The 20329-nt window shown below is 50.6% G+C and carries 17 protein-coding genes and 1 pseudogene; 13 read left to right on the forward strand and 5 right to left on the reverse strand.

What is annotated here, in order from left to right:
* The 3 genes and pseudogenes from EQY_RS0111960 to EQY_RS0111970 all read right to left on the reverse strand — a co-directional run.
* Positions 1 to 323, reverse strand: a pseudogene (locus EQY_RS0111960) (cytochrome o ubiquinol oxidase subunit II); the annotation flags it as partial.
* 458 nt (positions 324 to 781) lie between these two features.
* Positions 782 to 2257: a muropeptide MFS transporter AmpG gene (ampG, locus tag EQY_RS0111965; RefSeq protein WP_000098459.1), complete on the reverse strand. Its 1476-nt coding sequence runs from the start codon at positions 2255 to 2257 to the stop codon at positions 782 to 784.
* 43 nt (positions 2258 to 2300) lie between these two features.
* Positions 2301 to 2879 (reverse strand): lipoprotein, encoded by a 579-nt coding sequence (locus EQY_RS0111970; protein WP_000473500.1) that lies wholly within the window; start codon positions 2877 to 2879, stop codon positions 2301 to 2303.
* A gap of 304 nt (positions 2880 to 3183) precedes the next feature.
* On the opposite strand from EQY_RS0111970, the gene bolA reads away from it, so the two are divergent.
* The 9 genes from bolA (at position 3184) to fadM (ending at position 13523) form a co-directional block, all read left to right on the forward strand.
* Positions 3184 to 3501 carry a transcriptional regulator BolA gene (gene bolA, locus EQY_RS0111975; protein ID WP_000973458.1) on the forward strand — a complete coding sequence of 106 codons (318 nt, stop codon included), beginning with the start codon at positions 3184 to 3186 and terminating at the stop codon, positions 3499 to 3501.
* Between the two features lie 341 nt (positions 3502 to 3842).
* The gene (gene tig / locus EQY_RS0111985) at positions 3843 to 5141 is read left to right on the forward strand and encodes a trigger factor (RefSeq protein ID WP_001198383.1); all 1299 of its coding nucleotides are present in this window, start codon (positions 3843 to 3845) and stop codon (positions 5139 to 5141) included.
* Between the two features lie 246 nt (positions 5142 to 5387).
* Positions 5388 to 6011: an ATP-dependent Clp endopeptidase proteolytic subunit ClpP gene (gene clpP, locus EQY_RS0111990; protein WP_000122253.1), complete on the forward strand. Its 624-nt coding sequence runs from the start codon at positions 5388 to 5390 to the stop codon at positions 6009 to 6011.
* 125 nt (positions 6012 to 6136) lie between these two features.
* On the forward strand, positions 6137 to 7411 hold the full coding sequence (gene clpX / locus EQY_RS0111995; protein ID WP_000130304.1) for an ATP-dependent protease ATP-binding subunit ClpX: 1275 nt from the start codon (positions 6137 to 6139) through the stop codon (positions 7409 to 7411).
* A 187-nt stretch (positions 7412 to 7598) separates the two neighbouring features.
* Positions 7599 to 9953, forward strand: a complete 2355-nt coding sequence (gene lon, locus EQY_RS0112000; protein WP_001295325.1) for an endopeptidase La — start codon at positions 7599 to 7601, stop codon at positions 9951 to 9953.
* Positions 9954 to 10143: 190 nt separating this feature from the next.
* Entirely contained in the window at positions 10144 to 10434 is a 291-nt protein-coding gene (gene hupB, locus EQY_RS0112005; RefSeq protein ID WP_254892905.1) for a nucleoid-associated protein HU-beta, read from the forward strand.
* A 191-nt stretch (positions 10435 to 10625) separates the two neighbouring features.
* On the forward strand, positions 10626 to 12497 hold the full coding sequence (gene ppiD / locus EQY_RS0112010) for a peptidylprolyl isomerase (RefSeq protein ID WP_000969350.1): 1872 nt from the start codon (positions 10626 to 10628) through the stop codon (positions 12495 to 12497).
* A 150-nt stretch (positions 12498 to 12647) separates the two neighbouring features.
* Positions 12648 to 13019, forward strand: a complete 372-nt coding sequence (locus EQY_RS0112015) for a helix-hairpin-helix domain-containing protein (protein WP_000680302.1) — start codon at positions 12648 to 12650, stop codon at positions 13017 to 13019.
* Between the two features lie 105 nt (positions 13020 to 13124).
* A complete protein-coding gene (gene fadM, locus EQY_RS0112020; RefSeq protein WP_001194533.1) occupies positions 13125 to 13523 on the forward strand; it encodes a long-chain acyl-CoA thioesterase FadM in 399 nt (132 codons plus the stop codon).
* A gap of 50 nt (positions 13524 to 13573) precedes the next feature.
* Here the strand turns inward: fadM and queC are convergent, their stop codons facing one another.
* Positions 13574 to 14269: a 7-cyano-7-deazaguanine synthase QueC gene (gene queC, locus EQY_RS0112025; RefSeq protein WP_000817253.1), complete on the reverse strand. Its 696-nt coding sequence runs from the start codon at positions 14267 to 14269 to the stop codon at positions 13574 to 13576.
* A gap of 64 nt (positions 14270 to 14333) precedes the next feature.
* The gene (locus EQY_RS0112030; protein ID WP_001238153.1) at positions 14334 to 16034 is read right to left on the reverse strand and encodes an SgrR family transcriptional regulator; all 1701 of its coding nucleotides are present in this window, start codon (positions 16032 to 16034) and stop codon (positions 14334 to 14336) included.
* Between the two features lie 99 nt (positions 16035 to 16133).
* Here EQY_RS0112030 and cof point away from each other — a divergent pair, with 99 nt between their 5' ends.
* The 4 genes from cof to EQY_RS0112050 all read left to right on the forward strand — a co-directional run.
* Complete coding sequence (gene cof / locus EQY_RS0112035; RefSeq protein ID WP_024212548.1) at positions 16134 to 16952, forward strand: HMP-PP phosphatase; 819 nt, start codon at positions 16134 to 16136, stop codon at positions 16950 to 16952.
* Positions 16953 to 17104: 152 nt separating this feature from the next.
* On the forward strand, positions 17105 to 17563 hold the full coding sequence (gene decR / locus EQY_RS0112040) for a DNA-binding transcriptional regulator DecR (RefSeq protein WP_000884589.1): 459 nt from the start codon (positions 17105 to 17107) through the stop codon (positions 17561 to 17563).
* 29 nt (positions 17564 to 17592) lie between these two features.
* Positions 17593 to 19365: a SmdA family multidrug ABC transporter permease/ATP-binding protein gene (locus EQY_RS0112045; RefSeq protein WP_001235638.1), complete on the forward strand. Its 1773-nt coding sequence runs from the start codon at positions 17593 to 17595 to the stop codon at positions 19363 to 19365.
* The coding region (locus tag EQY_RS0112050; RefSeq protein ID WP_001256188.1) for an ABC transporter transmembrane domain-containing protein at positions 19358 to 20329 on the forward strand (972 nt) is incomplete at its 3' end. The genes EQY_RS0112045 and EQY_RS0112050, both read left to right, overlap by 8 nt.

Below are 20329 nucleotides of genomic sequence, written 5' to 3' on the forward strand. Positions count from 1 at the left end.
CAGGTTAGTACCGCAAGGAAGATGATGATTAAGATAGGCACCGTCCAGACCACAGCTTCCACTTTATTGGAGTGTGACCAGTTCGGGCTGTACTTAGCATCTTTATTGCTCGCACGGTACTTCCAGGCAAAACCAACAGCCATCAAGATTGCGGGAATAACGACAATCAACATCAGGCCAAATGCCGTCAGTATCAGTGAACGTTGCTCCAGACCAATCTGTCCTTTGGGATCTAACAGCGCAGAATTACAACCACTGAGCAATACAGTGCCTGCAAATAATGACAACCATCCCAAACTTTTATTGTATTTCCTGAGTCTCATTTAACGACCTCAATTCCACGGGATCTGGTGGCGTTTAAAGTGTGTGGGCATTTTACGGGAAGGTTACATTACTGTAAACATGATTAAATTCCTGTTACCTGGATTTGACTGTCAGGTCACATATGTTGCAAAACATATCAGGTTGATTTTAAGAAGCTGTTACAAAAGGGCGTTATAACGAAAGGGGACTACAGAAGGGGGTGGGGATGGCAATTGGTATAACCAATCTCAAAATAAAACAATTATTTAACAAATAATCATCATTGAGGTGACAAATCAGGCGTAGGGAAATAAAGAGTCATTAGCTGAATCGTGTAAAAAATAAAACATATAGATTCAGTCAATAATTTCAGAAATCTAAGCCGCACAAAAGAACAAATATTATTAAGCAATGCTGATGTTTATTTAGCCGTAATAATTACGCCGGGTGATTACTACAGCTAAATTATATTCACAGATTACGTCAGATGCGTTTTTCGTAGCGCCAGATAATCCAGAAAACCACCAAGCACGACGCCGCCCAGGGCGACTAAAACGCCGACTTCCAACAGCGCAGGCAGGAAAGAGAAGTGGGTCAAATCCAGCGCGTCCATTGTCAACAGCAGTAACCACACGGCTAACAGACCGACGCCCGCCGCCAGTGTCCACATGGCAAAAGCATAACCTGACGGATATTCGGTTCGTGGGATAAAGTTGTCGTTGACCCGTGTATATTCAAGCGTCTGGCGACAAACCAGCAGCAAAATAAGCCCTGGTACAGCGGCCGCAACAGAGAACAGATAAAACGTCGGCCAGCCGTGTGATTCAACAAACCAGCCCGCCACGGGGCCGACATATACCCGTCCGACAGCGGAAAGCGCCGAGAGCAGGGCAAACTGAGTAGCGGAGAATGACTTATTACACAGCGTCATTAACAGCGCCACAAATGCCGATGTGCCCATCCCGCCACACAGGTTTTCGAAAAAGACGGCTGCGCCCATGCTGTAGAGATGCTTATCAGTCACCGAAAGCAGCCAGTAACCGGCGTTGGACGCACCTTGTAAAAGGCCGAAAATCAGTAATGCACGGAACAGCGAAAGACGCTGCATCAGAATACCACCGTACAACGCGCCGACGATGGTCGCCAGCAGACCGAGCGTTTTGTTAACCACGCCTACTTCACCGGCATCAAACCCGACGCCGCGAATCAAAAAGGTGGTAGTCAGACTCATGGCGAAAGCATCGCCCAGCTTATACAGCACGATTAAAAGCAGAATCAGCCATGCGTTATTGCGACCGAAGAAATCACGTAACGGTGCTACAACGGCTTGTTCTAGTGTTTTGGGAACAGGAATAGTGTCGGTTGGTTCTGGCGCAAGCAACGTTGCGATAATACAGGGGATCAGCAGAGCCGCCATCAACCAGTACATGCCTTGCCAGCCCAGCCATTTATCTGCCAGCCATAAGGCTAAACCACCAGAAACCAGCATCCCTAAACGGTAACCCAGCACGCTGATTGCTGCACCTGCGCCACGTTCTTCCGCAGGAAGCACATCCGTTTTCCATGCATCAAAGACGATATCCTGAGAAGCGGAGCAAAAAGCGATAACCACCGCCAGTGCCGCCATCCAACGAAGTTGAGTACCCGGTTCGAGAAACCCCATCGCCGCAATCGCCAGTAACAGCAACGCTTGCGTAGCGAGCAGCCAGCCGCGTCGACGACCGAGGAACGGCGGGGTATAGCGGTCCATCAGCGGCGACCAGAGGAATTTAAAGACGTATGCCTGACCCACCAGAGAGAAGAAACCAATGGTTTTAAGATCGATATTCTCGACGGTCATCCACGCCTGTAAGGTGCCGGATGTCAGGGCGAGCGGCAGCCCGGAAGCAAAACCCAGGATCAGCAAAATAGCTGAACGTGGCTGTTGGAAAATACGTAAATATTGACTGGACATGGGCGTCTACAGGCCCGATTTACACCGGGCCAGAGGGCAGAAATTAACGTGCGTTCTGCTTGATAAATTCGTGGATGCTGGTGTCCTGAGACATATCAGCAATGGTGTCGGTCAGCACACTGTTAACCGCATCGGCAATGTTTTTGTTGGAGGCCTGGAATGCACCTTCAACGTTGTAGCTGGCACGATAGTTTTTAGTCATTTTGTTGCCATTCTGCGCGGTGGCAATGATGGCGATATCTGCTTTAGTAGCAATGTTGTAGCGCACGTTGCCCTGGGACACGTCGGCATACAGTTGGCTAACGATGATTTGCAGATTAACCGGGCCATTCGGGCCAACCATATAACCGCGAGCGGTCATCTGTTTTTCCAGCACTTCTTGCAGCAGGAAACGCAGATCGCGGGAAGCGGTCAGGGTAACGATTTGATTATCGCGGGTGACTTTTGCCAGCGCCTGATCGGTACGCTGATCGGCACCATTAATGCTAACGGTGATGCCCATCAGACTAGGATCTTGCTGTGGCAGCGTCATCGTCGGAGAAACTTCAATGGTTGTTGGCGGTTTTGCACATCCTGCAAGCATAAACAGAGCAACTAACGGGAAGAGGATTTTTTTGAACATGTTCTGGCTCTCAGAGACTTTTTAGCGTGTTTGGTAAAGATTCCCGCCATCATAACATCGCCAACGACGAGGGGAAGTGGGTAAGACATGTAAATTCATTATGTTGACGAAATAATCGCCTTGGGTAAAAGAAACACCGATGTGAAGCCGGTGAATCAATCTTTAAATCAGTAAACTTCATACGCTTGACAGAAAAAATAGGATGAAAGCTAATTATTTGTTGTTAAGCTGTAATGGAAACGGTTAAAGCGGCTAGTATTTAAAGGGATGGGTGACATCTCAGCGTTGTCGGAGGAGATATTTCATGATGATACGTGAGCGGATAGAAGAAAAATTAAGGACGGCGTTCCAACCCGTATTCCTCGAAGTTGTGGATGAAAGCTATCGTCACAATGTCCCAGCCGGCTCTGAAAGCCATTTTAAAGTTGTGCTGGTCAGCGATCGTTTTATGGGTGAACGTTTTCTGAATCGTCATCGAATGATTTACAGTACTTTAGCGGAGGAACTCTCTACTACCGTTCATGCGCTGGCTCTGCATACTTATACCATTAAAGAGTGGGAAGGATTGCAGGATACCATCTTTGCTTCTCCTCCCTGTCGTGGAGCTGGAAGCATTGCCTAAACGCATTTGCAACAGTTAGCGTTTTTCCAGTATGTTGTTAAAGATTTTATGAAAAACGGCCTGCGGGCCGTTTTGTTTTGTCTGGATTTTGCGCTTTTTGCCCAGCATTCAGACGAAAATTACCTGAGAATTGTGAAAAAATACGCGGCAGCGCGCAATAACCGTTCTCGACTCATAAAAGTGATGCCGCTATAATGCCGCGTCCTATTTGAATGCTTTCGGGATGATTCTGGTAACAGGGAATGTGATTGATTATAAGAACATCCCGGTTCCGCGAAGCCAACAACCTGTGCTTGCGGGGTAAGAGTTGACCGAGCACTGTGATTTTTTGAGGTAACAAGATGCAAGTTTCAGTTGAAACCACTCAAGGCCTTGGCCGCCGTGTAACGATTACTATCGCTGCTGACAGCATCGAGACCGCTGTTAAAAGCGAGCTGGTCAACGTTGCGAAAAAAGTACGTATTGACGGCTTCCGCAAAGGCAAAGTGCCAATGAATATCGTTGCTCAGCGTTATGGCGCGTCTGTACGCCAGGACGTTCTGGGCGACCTGATGAGCCGTAACTTCATTGACGCCATCATTAAAGAAAAAATCAATCCGGCTGGCGCACCGACTTACGTTCCGGGCGAATACAAGCTGGGTGAAGACTTCACCTACTCTGTAGAGTTTGAAGTTTATCCGGAAGTTGAACTGCAGGGTCTGGAAGCGATTGAAGTTGAAAAACCGATCGTTGAAGTGACCGACGCTGACGTTGACGGTATGTTAGATACTCTGCGTAAACAGCAGGCGACCTGGAAAGAAAAAGACGGCGCTGTTGAAGCAGAAGACCGTGTGACCATCGACTTCACTGGTTCTGTAGACGGCGAAGAGTTCGAAGGCGGTAAAGCGTCTGATTTCGTACTGGCGATGGGCCAGGGTCGTATGATTCCGGGCTTTGAAGACGGTATCAAAGGCCACAAAGCGGGCGAAGAGTTCACCATCGACGTGACCTTCCCGGAAGAGTACCACGCAGAAAACCTGAAAGGTAAAGCAGCGAAATTTGCTATCAACCTGAAGAAAGTTGAAGAGCGTGAACTGCCGGAACTGACTGCTGAATTCATCAAACGTTTCGGCGTTGAAGATGGTTCCGTAGAAGGTCTGCGCGCTGAAGTGCGTAAAAACATGGAGCGCGAGCTGAAGAGCGCCATCCGTAACCGCGTTAAGTCTCAGGCGATCGAAGGTCTGGTAAAAGCTAACGACATCGACGTACCGGCTGCGCTGATCGATAGCGAAATCGACGTTCTGCGTCGCCAGGCTGCACAGCGTTTCGGTGGCAACGAAAAACAAGCTCTGGAACTGCCACGCGAACTGTTCGAAGAACAGGCTAAACGCCGCGTAGTTGTTGGCCTGCTGCTGGGCGAAGTTATTCGCGCCAACGAGCTGAAAGCTGACGAAGAGCGCGTGAAAGGCCTGATCGAAGAGATGGCTTCTGCGTACGAAGATCCGAAAGAAGTTATCGAATTCTACAGCAAAAACAAAGAACTGATGGACAACATGCGCAATGTTGCTCTGGAAGAACAGGCTGTTGAAGCTGTACTGGCGAAAGCGAAAGTGACTGAAAAAGAAACCACTTTCAACGAGCTGATGAACCAGCAGGCGTAATTTACGCAGCATAACGCGCTAAATTCGCACAAAGGCCCGTCACCGCCAGGTGGTGGGCTTTTTTTTTGTCATGAATTTTGCATGGAACCGTGCGAAAAGCCTCTTTCGGTGTTAGCGTAACAACAAAAGATTGTTATGCTTGAAATATGGTGATGCCGTACCCATAACACAGGGACTAGCTGATAATCCGTCCATAAGGTTACAATCGGTACAGCAGGTTTTTTCAATTTTATCCAGGAGACGGAAATGTCATACAGCGGCGAACGAGATAACTTTGCACCCCATATGGCGCTGGTGCCGATGGTCATTGAACAGACCTCACGCGGTGAGCGCTCTTTTGATATCTATTCTCGTCTACTTAAGGAACGCGTCATTTTTCTGACTGGCCAGGTTGAAGACCACATGGCTAACCTGATTGTGGCGCAGATGCTGTTCCTGGAAGCAGAAAATCCAGAAAAAGATATCTATCTGTACATTAACTCCCCAGGCGGGGTGATCACTGCCGGGATGTCTATCTATGACACCATGCAGTTTATCAAGCCTGATGTCAGCACCATTTGTATGGGCCAGGCGGCCTCGATGGGCGCTTTCTTGCTGACCGCAGGGGCAAAAGGTAAACGTTTCTGCCTGCCGAATTCGCGCGTGATGATTCACCAGCCGTTGGGCGGCTATCAGGGCCAGGCGACCGATATCGAAATTCATGCCCGTGAAATTCTGAAAGTTAAAGGGCGCATGAATGAACTTATGGCGCTTCATACGGGTCAATCATTAGAACAGATTGAACGTGATACCGAGCGCGATCGCTTCCTTTCCGCCCCTGAAGCGGTGGAATACGGTCTGGTCGATTCGATTCTGACCCATCGTAATTGATGCCAGAGGCGCAACTGTGCCGCTATACTTATCCAGGGCGGCACAACGCTGTAAGCGGCTTGCGCCTGAGAATGGCATTTGCGTCGTCGTGTGCGGCACAAAGAACAAAGAAGAGGTTTTGACCCATGACAGATAAACGCAAAGATGGCTCAGGCAAATTGCTGTATTGCTCTTTTTGCGGCAAAAGCCAGCATGAAGTGCGCAAGCTGATTGCCGGTCCATCCGTGTATATCTGCGACGAATGTGTTGATTTATGTAATGACATCATTCGCGAAGAGATTAAAGAAGTTGCACCGCATCGTGAACGCAGTGCGCTACCGACGCCGCATGAAATTCGCAACCACCTGGACGATTACGTTATCGGTCAGGAACAGGCGAAAAAAGTGCTGGCGGTCGCGGTATACAACCACTACAAACGTCTGCGCAACGGCGATACCAGCAATGGCGTCGAGTTGGGCAAAAGTAACATTCTGCTGATCGGTCCGACGGGTTCCGGTAAAACGCTGCTGGCCGAAACTCTGGCGCGTCTGCTGGACGTCCCATTCACCATGGCCGACGCGACCACGCTGACCGAAGCCGGTTATGTGGGCGAAGACGTTGAAAACATCATTCAGAAGCTGTTGCAAAAGTGCGATTACGACGTACAGAAAGCACAGCGTGGGATTGTCTACATCGATGAAATCGACAAGATTTCTCGTAAGTCGGACAATCCTTCTATTACCCGAGACGTTTCCGGTGAAGGCGTACAGCAGGCACTGTTGAAACTGATCGAAGGTACGGTTGCCGCCGTCCCACCGCAGGGGGGACGTAAGCATCCGCAGCAGGAATTCTTGCAGGTAGATACCTCTAAGATCCTGTTTATCTGTGGTGGTGCGTTCGCTGGTCTGGATAAAGTCATTTCCCATCGTGTAGAAACCGGCTCCGGCATTGGTTTTGGCGCGACGGTAAAAGCGAAATCTGACAAAGCAAGCGAAGGTGAACTGCTGGCGCAGGTTGAACCAGAAGATCTGATTAAGTTTGGTCTGATCCCTGAGTTCATCGGTCGTCTGCCAGTTGTCGCAACGCTGAATGAACTGAGCGAAGAAGCCCTGATTCAGATCCTCAAAGAGCCGAAAAACGCCCTGACCAAGCAGTATCAGGCGCTGTTTAATCTTGAGGGCGTGGATCTGGAATTCCGTGACGAGGCGCTGGATGCTATCGCTAAGAAAGCGATGGCGCGTAAAACCGGTGCTCGTGGTCTGCGCTCCATCGTAGAAGCTGCGCTGCTCGATACCATGTACGATCTGCCGTCCATGGAAGATGTCGAAAAAGTGGTTATCGACGAGTCGGTAATTGATGGGCAAAGCAAACCGTTGCTGATTTCTGGCAAGCCGGAAGCTCAGCAGGCATCTGGTGAATAATTAACCATTCCCATACAATTAGTTAACCAAAAAGGGGGGATTTTATCTCCCCTTTAATTTTTCCTCTATTCTCGGCGTTGAATGTGGGGGAAACATCCCCATATACTGACGTACATGTTAATAGATGGCGTGAAGCACAGTCGTGTCATCTGATTACCTGGCGGAAATTAAACTAAGAGAGAGCTCTATGAATCCTGAGCGTTCTGAACGCATTGAAATCCCCGTATTGCCGCTGCGCGATGTGGTGGTTTATCCGCACATGGTCATCCCCTTATTTGTTGGGCGGGAAAAGTCTATCCGTTGTCTGGAAGCGGCGATGGACCATGATAAAAAAATTATGCTGGTCGCGCAGAAAGAAGCTTCAACGGATGAGCCGGGTGTAAACGATCTTTTCACTGTCGGGACCGTGGCCTCTATATTGCAGATGCTGAAACTGCCTGACGGCACCGTCAAAGTGCTGGTTGAGGGGTTACAGCGCGCGCGTATTTCTGCGCTCTCTGACAATGGCGAACACTTTTCTGCGAAGGCGGAGTATCTGGAGTCGCCGACCATTGATGAGCGGGAACAGGAAGTGCTGGTGCGTACCGCAATCAGCCAGTTCGAAGGCTACATCAAGCTGAACAAAAAAATCCCACCAGAAGTGCTGACGTCGCTGAACAGCATCGACGATCCGGCGCGGCTGGCGGATACTATTGCCGCGCATATGCCGCTGAAACTGGCTGACAAACAGTCCGTTCTTGAGATGTCCGACGTTAACGAACGTCTGGAATATTTGATGGCGATGATGGAATCGGAAATCGATCTGCTGCAGGTTGAGAAACGCATTCGCAACCGCGTCAAAAAGCAGATGGAGAAATCCCAGCGTGAGTACTATCTGAACGAGCAAATGAAAGCTATTCAGAAAGAACTCGGCGAAATGGACGATGCGCCGGACGAAAACGAAGCCCTGAAGCGCAAAATCGACGCGGCGAAAATGCCGAAAGAGGCAAAAGAGAAAGCGGAAGCAGAACTGCAGAAGCTGAAAATGATGTCTCCGATGTCGGCAGAAGCGACCGTGGTGCGTGGCTATATCGACTGGATGGTGCAGGTGCCGTGGAATGCGCGTAGCAAGGTCAAAAAAGACCTGCGTCAGGCGCAAGAAATCCTTGATACCGACCATTATGGTCTGGAGCGCGTGAAAGATCGCATCCTTGAGTATCTTGCGGTTCAAAGTCGTGTCAACAAAATCAAGGGGCCGATCCTTTGCCTGGTTGGGCCGCCGGGGGTAGGTAAAACTTCTCTGGGGCAGTCCATCGCCAAAGCTACCGGACGTAAATATGTCCGTATGGCGCTAGGCGGCGTGCGTGATGAAGCGGAAATCCGTGGTCACCGCCGTACTTACATCGGTTCTATGCCGGGTAAATTGATCCAGAAAATGGCGAAAGTGGGCGTTAAAAACCCGCTGTTCCTGCTCGATGAGATCGACAAAATGTCTTCTGACATGCGTGGCGATCCGGCCTCCGCACTGCTTGAAGTGCTGGATCCAGAGCAGAACGTAGCGTTCAGCGACCACTACCTGGAAGTGGATTACGACCTTAGCGACGTGATGTTTGTCGCGACGTCGAACTCCATGAACATTCCGGCACCGCTGTTGGATCGTATGGAAGTGATTCGCCTCTCCGGTTATACCGAAGATGAAAAACTGAACATCGCCAAACGTCACCTGCTGCCGAAGCAGATTGAACGTAATGCGCTGAAAAAAGGTGAGTTGACCGTCGACGATAGCGCCATTATCGGCATTATTCGTTACTACACCCGTGAGGCGGGCGTGCGTGGTCTGGAGCGTGAAATCTCCAAACTGTGCCGTAAAGCGGTTAAGCAGTTACTGCTCGATAAGTCTCTAAAACATATCGAAATTAACGGCGATAACCTGCATGACTACCTCGGTGTTCAGCGTTTCGACTATGGTCGCGCGGATAACGAAAACCGTGTCGGTCAGGTAACGGGTCTGGCGTGGACGGAAGTGGGCGGTGACTTGCTGACCATCGAAACCGCGTGTGTACCGGGCAAAGGTAAACTGACCTATACCGGTTCGCTGGGTGAAGTCATGCAGGAGTCCATTCAGGCGGCGTTAACGGTGGTTCGTGCGCGTGCGGAAAAACTGGGGATCAACCCTGATTTTTACGAAAAACGCGACATCCACGTGCACGTACCGGAAGGTGCGACGCCAAAAGATGGTCCGAGTGCCGGTATTGCCATGTGCACCGCGCTGGTTTCTTGCCTGACCGGTAACCCGGTTCGTGCCGATGTGGCGATGACTGGCGAGATTACTCTGCGTGGTCAGGTGTTGCCAATCGGTGGTTTGAAAGAAAAACTGCTGGCGGCACATCGCGGCGGGATTAAAACAGTGTTAATTCCGTTCGAAAATAAACGCGATCTGGAAGAGATTCCGGACAACGTGATTGCCGATCTGGACATTCATCCTGTGAAGCGCATTGAGGAAGTTCTGACTCTGGCGCTGCAAAATGAACCGTCTGGTATGCAGGTTGTGACTGCAAAATAGTGACCTTGCGCAAATTGCACTAATAAAAAGAGGGCTGGCGGGCCAATTCGGACTTGCCAGCCTTTTTTTGTCTCGTTAAGTTAGAGGGCGGATTAGGCTTGCCCTTATTAAGGGGTGTTGTAAGGGGATGGCTGGCCTGATATAACTGCTGCGCGTTCGCACGTTGAAGGATTCAAGTGCGGGATAAATTATAAAGAGGAAGAGAAGAGTGAATAAATCTCAATTGATTGACAAGATTGCTGCAGGGGCTGATATCTCTAAAGCTGCGGCTGGCCGTGCGTTAGATGCTATTATTGCTTCCGTAACTGAATCCCTGAAAGAAGGGGATGATGTAGCACTGGTAGGTTTTGGTACTTTTGCCGTTAAAGAGCGTGCCGCCCGTACTGGTCGCAACCCGCAGACCGGTAAAGAGATCACCATCGCTGCAGCTAAAGTACCGAGCTTCCGTGCAGGTAAAGCACTGAAAGACGCGGTAAACTAAGGATTATCCCCATTGGGGATGTGACGAAGTTCAAGGGCGCATCTACTGATGTGCCTTTTTTATTTGTATTGCGTGACTTTCTGCGAGTTGTGGGCTGACAATTGCCCCCGTTTCTTGTCACAATAGGCCTTTGCGCGCAGCGATATGTTGCGTGAGGTACACAGTCATCTACAGCGGAGTGTTGTTACACCATGATGGACAGCTTACGCACGGCTGCAAACAGTCTCGTGCTCAAGATTATTTTCGGTATCATTATCGTGTCGTTCATATTGACCGGCGTGAGTGGTTACCTGATTGGCGCAGGCAATAACTACGCCGCAAAAGTGAATGACCAGGAAATCAGCCGTGGGCAGTTCGAGAACGCCTTCAACAGCGAGCGTAATCGTATGCAGCAACAGTTGGGCGATCAATACTCTGAGCTGGCGGCGAACGAAGGCTATATGAAAACCCTGCGTCAACAGGTGCTGAATCGTCTGATCGACGAGGCGCTGCTGGATCAGTACGCTCGCGAACTAAAACTGAGTATCAGCGATGAGCAGGTTAAACAGGCGATTTTCGCAACCCCAGCGTTTCAGGTTGACGGCAAGTTCGATAACAGCCGCTATAACGGTATCCTCAACCAGATGGGGATGAGTGCCGATCAGTACGCGCAGGCACTGCGTAATCAGCTCACTACCCAGCAGCTGATTAACGGCGTTGCGGGCACCGATTTTATGCTGAAAGGTGAAACCGACGAACTGGCTGCGCTGGTCGCTCAACAACGTGTAGTGCGTGAAGCGACTATCGATGTTAACGCGCTGGCGGCTAAACAAGCTGTGACCGAACCAGAAATCGCCAGCTACTACGAGCAAAATAAAAACAATTTCATGACTCCGGAACAATTCCGCGTGAGCTACATCAAGCTGGATGCCGCAACGATGCAGCAACCAGTTAGCGATGCGGATATCCAGAGCTACTACGATCAGCATCAGGATCAATTCACCCAGCCACAGCGTACTCGCTACAGCATCATCCAGACTAAAACTGAAGATGAAGCGAAAGCAGTACTTGAGGAGCTGAATAAAGGTGGTGATTTTGCTGCGTTAGCCAAAGAAAAATCTGCCGATATTATCTCTGCCCGTAACGGCGGCGATATGGGGTGGTTAGAAGATGCCACTATCCCGGATGAACTGAAAAATGCCGGTCTGAAAGAAAAAGGCCAACTGTCTGGCGTCATCAAATCTTCGGTCGGTTTCCTGATTGTGCGTCTGGATGATATTCAGCCGGCAAAAGTGAAGTCGTTAGACGAAGTGCGTGACGATATCGCGGCGAAAGTGAAACACGAAAAAGCCCTCGATGCATATTACGCGCTGCAGCAGAAAGTGAGCGATGCGGCAAGCAATGACACCGAATCTCTGGCTGGCGCAGAGCAGGCTGCGGGCGTTAAAGCTACCCAGACTGGCTGGTTCAGCAAAGATAACCTGCCGGAAGAGTTGAACTTCAAGCCGGTTGCAGATGCTATCTTTAACGGCGGTCTGGTAGGTGAAAACGGCGCGCCGGGCATCAACTCTGACATTATCACCGTAGACGGCGATCGCGCATTCGTGTTGCGCATCAGCGAGCACAAACCGGAAGCGGTGAAACCGTTGGCAGATGTTCAGGAACAAGTTAAGGCACTGGTTCAGCACAACAAAGCTGAGCAACAGGCGAAAGTGGATGCTGAAAAACTGCTGGTTGAGCTGAAAGCGGGCAAAGGTGCGGAAGCTATGCAGGCTGCCGGTCTGAAATTTGGCGAGCCGAAAACCTTAAGCCGTTCCGGTCGTGACCCGATTAGCCAGGCGGCGTTTGCACTGCCACTGCCAGCGAAAGACAAACCAAGCTACGGTATGGCGACCGATATGCAAGGTAATGTGGTTCTGCTGGCGCTGGACGAAGTGAAACAAGGTTCTATGCCGGAAGATCAGAAAAAAGCGATGGTGCAGGGCATCACCCAGAACAACGCACAAATCGTCTTTGAAGCTCTGATGAGTAACCTGCGTAAAGAGGCGAAAATCAAAATTGGCGATGCGCTGGAACAGCAATAATCCGGAAGCCGCCTCGCAAAAAAATGCTTTGCAGCTGTAACAAGAAAAGGTCGCTTTCGCGGCCTTTTCCATTTCTGAACATTGCCATTTGTTTACTGTTTTCGCTGCCGTTAAGGTGATTCCACTGTTAACAAACAAGGAGAAAACAGTATGAAACACGGAATTAAAGCACTGCTCATCACCCTGTCTCTGGCCTGTGCCGGAATGTCTCATAGCGCGCTGGCGGCAGCTCCTGCGGTGAAACCGGCAGCGGTAGAAACCAAAGCGGAAGCTCCTGCAGCACAAAGCAAAGCGGCAGTACCGGCGAAAGCCAGTGACGAAGAAGGCACCAGGGTCAGCATTAATAATGCCAGCGCGGAAGAGCTAGCCCGCGCGATGAATGGCGTTGGTCTGAAGAAAGCGCAGGCAATTGTCAGTTATCGCGAAGAGTACGGCCCGTTTAAAACGGTGGAGGATTTAAAACAGGTGCCGGGAATGGGCAATTCGCTGGTGGAACGTAATCTGGCGGTATTAACCCTGTAATTAATTTGCATAGTGGCAATTTTTTGCCAGACTGAAGAGGTCATACCAGTTATGACCTCTGTACTTATAACAGTTCTTATAACAACAACGTAAGGTTATTGCGCTATGCAAACACAAATCAAAGTTCGTGGATATCATCTCGACGTCTACCAACACGTCAACAACGCCCGCTACCTTGAGTTTCTCGAAGAAGCCCGCTGGGATGGGCTGGAAAATAGCGACAGCTTTCAATGGATGACTGCCCATAACATCGCTTTCGTGGTGGTCAATATCAATATCAACTATCGCCGCCCGGCGGTATTAAGTGACTTGTTAACCATTACCAGCCAGTTACAGCAATTAAATGGTAAAAGCGGCATTTTGAGTCAGGTCATCACTCTTGAGCCGGAAGGGCAGGTGGTGGCGGATGCACTTATCACGTTTGTTTGTATCGATCTCAAAACGCAGAAAGCATTAGCTCTGGAAGGGGAACTGCGCGAAAAACTGGATCTGATGGTTCAGTAAACGTTTTGTTGGCCGGATGCTCAAGCCGCATCCGGCGACACCACGAATAATTACTGCAACCCGGTTTTCTGCTTCATCGCTGCCATCACCGCCGGTTTGTCGGCCAGATAATGATTCAATCCGTTAGCGCGCAGATTACATGCAGCACAATGACCACAACCATCGCCTTTAATGCCGTTATAACAGGTCAGCGTTTCGTTACGCACTAAATCCAGTTTGCCGTAATAATCCGCGAGCGCCCAGGTTTCCGCTTTATCAATCCACATCAGCGGCGTTTCAAATCGAATATCTTTCGCCATGCCCAGACTGACGGCATGGTTCAGTGCTTTCACAAACTCATCGCGACAATCCGGGTAACCGGAGAAATCCGTTTCGCAGACGCCGGTGATCACTGCTTCTGCTTTAACCTGATACGCATATATCGCCGCCAGCGTCAGGAACAGAATATTACGCCCTGGGACAAACGTATTCGGGATACCATCGGCTTCAGGTTCATAATCAGGCACCGGAATGCTGTCACGCGTCAGGCTGCTGACCGCCAGCTCGTTGAGTAGCGTCACATCCAGCACCTTATGCGCGCGTGCACCCAGTTTCAATGCCAGTTCGCGTGCCACGTCAATCTCTGCGCGATGGCGCTGACCGTAATCGAACGTCACGCAATGGACTTCATCATATTGCTGCAATACCTGTACCAGACAGGTGGTGGAATCCTGACCTCCACTAAACACAACGACGGCACGTTTCATAGATAATCCTGCTAAATCGATAAAAGCGTTATGGTAACGCCTGCGGTTAACCCCGACCAGTGCTTCATTGCGATGGCGCGGGAAGCCAGGCTTCGGTAAATTCAAACCAGCCGCGCGGTGTTAGCCGCACACCGTTCACTCCGGGCGGGGCGCTAATGCGATAGTGATAATTGAACAGCGGCGTCAGCGTTGCATCTTCCATTAACTGGCTAAACACAGTTTTCAGCGCGTTATTCCGCTTTTCCTCATCAGCCATCAACTGCACGGTATCCAGTGTCGATTGCAGATGTGCATATGCTGAAGCGTCGAAAACATATGACCAGAGTGGATCGCAACGCAGCCATTGCTCCAGAGTATATTCCGGCGCTTCGCCAATTAGCCTGTCGCCCATCATCAAATCTGCCTGTGCCAGCGGGGTCGTGTCGTCCCAGTTTTTCGCGTTATGAAAAACAATCGTTAATTCGCAACCTTCTGCTGCCAGCGTCGTTCGTAATTGTTCTGCCATTACATGAAGTTCCACTGGCAGGTGATAAACCAACGTCAGGTTTTCCGGTAATTTGACCTCATCCGGTACATCCCATTGTGGAATAGCCCAGCCAGGCAGCAATGCATTACTGGCAGTGATCAGGTTTTCTCCGACTTCTAACGTTTGTAGTAAACCGGATTGATGGATAATGGAAATCACTTTTCGCGCCTGCCAGAGGGAAAGGCGGGGGCTTTTGCGCAACGTTAAATAGCAAAAACCTAAACTGATGCCGCTACTGACCTGGCTGACCCGTGGCAACTCTTCAGGTTTACCGATGGTGATTTGTACTGGATGCTGACAACTGGTTCCCAAATCTTTTTCAAAAAGTGGTGGGGTTATCCAGTACTCAACCGCTTTTAGCAGTGGGTGACGTAAATGGTAATAATCATGGCTTTCGAGTCGCACCAGTTCTGTTGTGAATTTTGTTAAGCGAAAAGGACCGGTTCCCACCAGCGATAATTGCGGATGCGCCAGATGACTACAATAGCTCGCCAGCCTGTGTGCCAGCCAATAATCAGGGCGATGTAAAAAGAAGGTCAGACACTGCGGATGGGTGACTTCAATACGCTTCACGCTAGTCAATAATTTCCCCAACGCTGGCAGTTGTAGCAGCATCAATAATCGCTGGTGTAGTTGCGTTGCTTTTACCACATCGCCGTTATGCCAGTGCAGCGTTGAACGAAGATAAAAATCCCAGCGTAGCCCGTCAGCAGAGATTTCCCAGTGATGTGCTAAATCGCCAATCGGGCGTTGGGTATTATTGTCGAAGCGGGTCAGACCGGAAAATATCTGCCCGGCGAGATGCTGCTCGGCACGACCGGGTAAAAAGCCCGGTTGTAGCGGTTCGAGCGGGCGATAATAGGGAATACGCAACGTTGGCGTATCGTTTTGCCATTGCCCGCCCATAAACGGTTGTAATAGGGTGCGCAGTTCACCAGGAGCCAGTTGCGCCAGCTCCAGCACATCTTGCTGTTTTCCGGTTTCCAGTGCCTGTTCCATCATCGCGTTGCGCAGGGATCCCGGTGTCACCAGAAAACGCAGGTGCCCGCGTTTTCCGCGTCCTGATTGCGCCTGCCACTCCAGCCATCCCGACTCCTGAGCCTGACGTAACAGGGTGCGCACGTGGCGTTCGCTGCAAAAACAGCGTTCGGCCAGTTCGCTGACGGTGACGGATTGCGGCTCTCCGGCAGAAGGTTGCCACAGACGTTGATACTGGTTAAGACGGTTTAGCAGTCGCATATAAACCCGGAACAATATTATTTAACTATTCACTATTACTTCCGTATATATCAGGTAATACTCAATCACCATTAACCGTGTCACAGAGTGGAGAAAGAAATGGCTCGTCTGGCAGCATTTGATATGGACGGCACTTTATTGATGCCTGATCACCATTTAGGTGAGAAAACCCTCTCGACTCTGGCGCGTCTGCGTGAACGCGATATTACCCTCACTTTTGCTACGGGGCGTCATGCGCTGGAGATGCAGCATATTATCGGGGTGCTATCGCTGGATGCGTATTTAATTACCGGCAACGGTACGCGTGTGCACTCTCTGGAAGGCGAACTTTTACATCGTGATGATTTGCCTGCGGACGTGGCGGAATTAGTGCTGTACCAGAAATGGGATACCCAGGCCAGTATGCATATCTTCAATGACAATGGCTGGTTTACCGGGCAAGAGATCCCAGCATTGTTGCAGGCATTTGTGTATAGCGGTTTCCGTTATCAGATTATCGATGTCAAAAAAATGCCACTCGGCAGCGTCACCAAGATCTGTTTCTGTGGCGATCACGACGATCTTATGCGCTTGCATATCCAACTAAACGAAGCATTAGGCGAGCGCGCACATTTGTGTTTTTCTGCGATTAATTGCCTGGAAGTGCTGCCAGTGGGGTGTAATAAAGGCGCGGCGTTGGCGGTGCTGACCCAACATTTAGGTTTTTCACTGCACGACTGCATGGCCTTTGGTGATGCGATGAACGATCGCGAAATGTTAGGCAGCGTCGGTAGCGGTTTTATCATGGGCAATGCGATGCCGCAACTGCGCGCGGAACTCCCTCATTTACCGGTGATTGGACATTGCCGAAATCAGGCGGTCTCTCACTATTTGACGCACTGGCTGGACAATCCACATCTACCTTATTCCCCCGAATAACGAGATCTCTTCCAGCGCCGGGCAATCGCCCGGTTTTTTTTACTTTGAATTTGTCATTTTGTGCAGTGGCGTTTAAACCGCACAGAATAAATTGTCGGTATTTCGTCTTTAAAATAGAATTAAAAGAGAAAAAAATTCTCTGCGGATTGGCTATGTTAGATAAAATTGACCGTAAGCTGCTGGCCTTACTACAGCAGGATTGCACCCTCTCTTTGCAGGCACTGGCAGAAGCCGTTAATCTGACAACCACGCCTTGCTGGAAGCGTCTGAAACGGCTGGAGGATGACGGTATCCTTATCGGCAAAGTCGCCCTGCTGGACCCGGAAAAAATTGGCCTCGGGCTGACTGCTTTTGTGTTGATTAAAACGCAACATCACAGCAGCGAATGGTATTGCCGCTTTGTCACGGTGGTAACGGAAATGCCAGAAGTGCTGGGGTTCTGGCGCATGGCCGGTGAATATGATTATCTGATGCGTGTTCAGGTTGCCGATATGAAACGCTATGACGAATTTTATAAGCGTCTGGTAAACAGCGTTCCAGGTCTGTCGGACGTTACTTCCAGCTTCGCGATGGAACAGATTAAATACACCACTTCTTTACCCATCGAATAAATATCCAGAATCAGGTCAGGACACAACGCGTGCGATTATTTGCTCAACTAAGCTGGTATTTCCGTCGGGAATGGCGTCGCTATCTCGGGGCTGTGGCCTTGCTTGTTATTATCGCGATGCTGCAACTGGTTCCGCCGAAAGTGGTCGGTATTGTTGTCGATGGCGTGACGGAACAACACTTTACTACCGGGCAGATCCTGATGTGGATCGCCACCATGGTGCTGATTGCAGTCGTGGTTTATCTCCTGCGTTATGTCTGGCGCGTACTGCTGTTTGGCGCGTCTTATCAACTGGCTGTTGAACTGCGTGAAGATTATTACCGCCAGCTAAGCCGCCAGCATCCAGAGTTTTACCTGCGTCATCGCACGGGCGACCTCATGGCTCGTGCGACCAATGACGTCGATCGGGTCGTGTTTGCCGCCGGAGAAGGGGTGCTGACGCTAGTGGATTCACTGGTGATGGGCTGCGCAGTGTTGATTATGATGTCAACGCAAATTAGCTGGCAGTTGACCTTATTTGCACTATTGCCGATGCCAGTGATGGCAATCATGATTAAGCGCAACGGCGATGCTTTGCATGAACGCTTTAAGCTGGCGCAGGCGGCGTTTTCCAGTCTCAACGATCGCACCCAGGAGAGCCTCACCAGTATCCGCATGATCAAAGCCTTTGGTCTGGAAGATCGCCAGTCGGCGCTATTTGCCGCAGATGCTGAAGACACTGGCAAGAAAAACATGCGGGTGGCGCGTATTGATGCCCGTTTTGATCCGACTATCTATATCGCGATTGGCATGGCGAATTTGCTGGCGATTGGTGGGGGAAGCTGGATGGTGGTGCAGGGCAGCTTAACGCTGGGGCAGCTCACCAGTTTTATGATGTATCTGGGGTTAATGATTTGGCCGATGCTGGCGCTGGCCTGGATGTTTAACATTGTGGAACGCGGCAGCGCGGCATATAGCCGTATTCGGACGATGCTGGCTGAAGCGCCGGTGGTGAATGATGGTAGCGAACCAGTGCCGCAAGGGCGTGGCGAACTGGATGTAAATATTCGCCAGTTTACTTATCCACAAACTGATCATCCTGCGCTGGAGAATGTCAGTTTCGCACTCAAACCCGGTCAGATGCTGGGTATTTGCGGACCGACCGGTTCTGGCAAAAGTACTCTGCTGTCACTCATTCAGCGTCATTTCGACGTCAGCGAGGGGGATATCCGCTTTCATGATATTCCTCTGACGAAGTTACAACTCGATAGCTGGCGTAGCCGCCTGGCGGTGGTCAGCCAGACGCCGTTCCTTTTTTCCGACACCGTGGCGAATAACATCGCGCTGGGTTGCCCGAATGCCACCCAGCAAGAGATTGAACACGTAGCGCGATTAGCCAGCGTACATGACGATATTTTGCGTCTGCCGCAAGGTTACGACACAGAAGTGGGCGAGCGCGGCGTGATGCTTTCCGGTGGACAAAAGCAGCGCATATCCATTGCTCGTGCGTTATTAGTCAACGCAGAAATCCTTATCCTTGATGATGCGCTTTCGGCGGTGGACGGACGCACAGAGCATCAGATCCTGCATAACCTGCGCCAGTGGGGGCAGGGAAGAACAGTAATCATCAGTGCCCATCGTCTTTCTGCGCTGACGGAGGCCAGTGAGATTATTGTGATGCAGCACGGACATATCGCCCAGCGTGGCAATCATGATGCGCTGGCGCAACAAAGCGGCTGGTATCGCGATATGTATCGCTATCAACAACTGGAGGCGGCGCTTGACGATGCTCCGGAAATTCGTGAGGAGGCCGTCGATGCGTAGTTTTAGCCAACTCTGGCCGACTCTCAAACGCCTGTTAGCGTATGGTTCGCCGTGGCGCAAACCACTGGGGATTGCGGTTCTGATGATGTGGGTTGCGGCAGCGGCAGAAGTCAGTGGACCGCTACTCATCAGCTATTTCATCGATAATATGGTGGCGAAAAATAATCTGCCGTTGAAAGTGGTTGCCGGTCTGGCGGCGGCGTATGTTGGGCTGCAACTGTTTGCCGCTGGACTGCACTACGCACAGTCGCTGCTGTTTAATCGGGCGGCAGTTGGCGTTGTACAACAGTTGCGTACCGATGTAATGGATGCTGCGCTACGCCAGCCATTAAGCGAGTTTGATATCCAGCCTGTCGGGCAGGTGATTTCCCGCGTCACTAATGATACTGAAGTGATCCGCGACCTCTACGTTACCGTAGTGGCAACCGTTCTGCGTAGCGCCGCACTGGTGGGCGCGATGCTGGTAGCGATGTTCAGCCTCGACTGGCGGATGGCGCTGGTGGCGATAATGATTTTTCCGGTCGTGCTGGTGGTGATGGTGATATACCAGCGTTACAGTACGCCGATTGTCCGCCGTGTGCGCGCCTATCTGGCGGATATCAACGACGGCTTTAACGAAATCATCAACGGTATGAGCGTCATCCAGCAGTTCCGTCAGCAGGCACGATTTGGTGAACGCATGGGTGAGGCCAGTCGGTCGCACTATATGGCGAGGATGCAAACCCTGCGCCTCGACGGTTTTTTACTGCGGCCATTACTGAGCCTTTTTTCGTCGCTCATCCTTTGTGGCTTGTTGATGCTGTTTGGCTTCTCCGCCAGCGGCACCATTGAAGTGGGCGTGCTGTATGCGTTTATCAGCTATCTTGGGCGGCTTAACGAACCATTAATCGAACTGACCACGCAACAGGCGATGCTGCAACAGGCTGTTGTTGCTGGTGAGCGCGTGTTTGAGCTGATGGACGGA

Origin of the sequence: Escherichia sp. TW14182 (assembly GCF_000208525.1) — a bacterium.
Taxonomy (GTDB): Bacteria; Pseudomonadota; Gammaproteobacteria; order Enterobacterales; family Enterobacteriaceae; genus Escherichia; species Escherichia ruysiae.

Bases quoted from the DNA above. Each gene is read 5' to 3' on its own strand.
- lon (WP_001295325.1), top strand. From the start codon at position 7,599: ATGAATCCTGAGCGTTCTGAACGCATTGAAATCCCCGTATTGCCGCTG.
- ppiD (WP_000969350.1), top strand. From the start codon at position 10,626: ATGATGGACAGCTTACGCACGGCTGCAAACAGTCTCGTGCTCAAGATT.
- EQY_RS0112015 (WP_000680302.1), top strand. From the start codon at position 12,648: ATGAAACACGGAATTAAAGCACTGCTCATCACCCTGTCTCTGGCCTGT.
- queC (WP_000817253.1), bottom strand. From the start codon at position 14,269: ATGAAACGTGCCGTCGTTGTGTTTAGTGGAGGTCAGGATTCCACCACC.
- cof (WP_024212548.1), top strand. From the start codon at position 16,134: ATGGCTCGTCTGGCAGCATTTGATATGGACGGCACTTTATTGATGCCT.
- EQY_RS0111970 (WP_000473500.1), bottom strand. From the start codon at position 2,879: ATGTTCAAAAAAATCCTCTTCCCGTTAGTTGCTCTGTTTATGCTTGCA.
- clpP (WP_000122253.1), top strand. From the start codon at position 5,388: ATGTCATACAGCGGCGAACGAGATAACTTTGCACCCCATATGGCGCTG.
- fadM (WP_001194533.1), top strand. From the start codon at position 13,125: ATGCAAACACAAATCAAAGTTCGTGGATATCATCTCGACGTCTACCAA.
- clpX (WP_000130304.1), top strand. From the start codon at position 6,137: ATGACAGATAAACGCAAAGATGGCTCAGGCAAATTGCTGTATTGCTCT.
- EQY_RS0112030 (WP_001238153.1), bottom strand. From the start codon at position 16,034: ATGCGACTGCTAAACCGTCTTAACCAGTATCAACGTCTGTGGCAACCT.
- tig (WP_001198383.1), top strand. From the start codon at position 3,843: ATGCAAGTTTCAGTTGAAACCACTCAAGGCCTTGGCCGCCGTGTAACG.
- ampG (WP_000098459.1), bottom strand. From the start codon at position 2,257: ATGTCCAGTCAATATTTACGTATTTTCCAACAGCCACGTTCAGCTATT.
- decR (WP_000884589.1), top strand. From the start codon at position 17,105: ATGTTAGATAAAATTGACCGTAAGCTGCTGGCCTTACTACAGCAGGAT.
- bolA (WP_000973458.1), top strand. From the start codon at position 3,184: ATGATGATACGTGAGCGGATAGAAGAAAAATTAAGGACGGCGTTCCAA.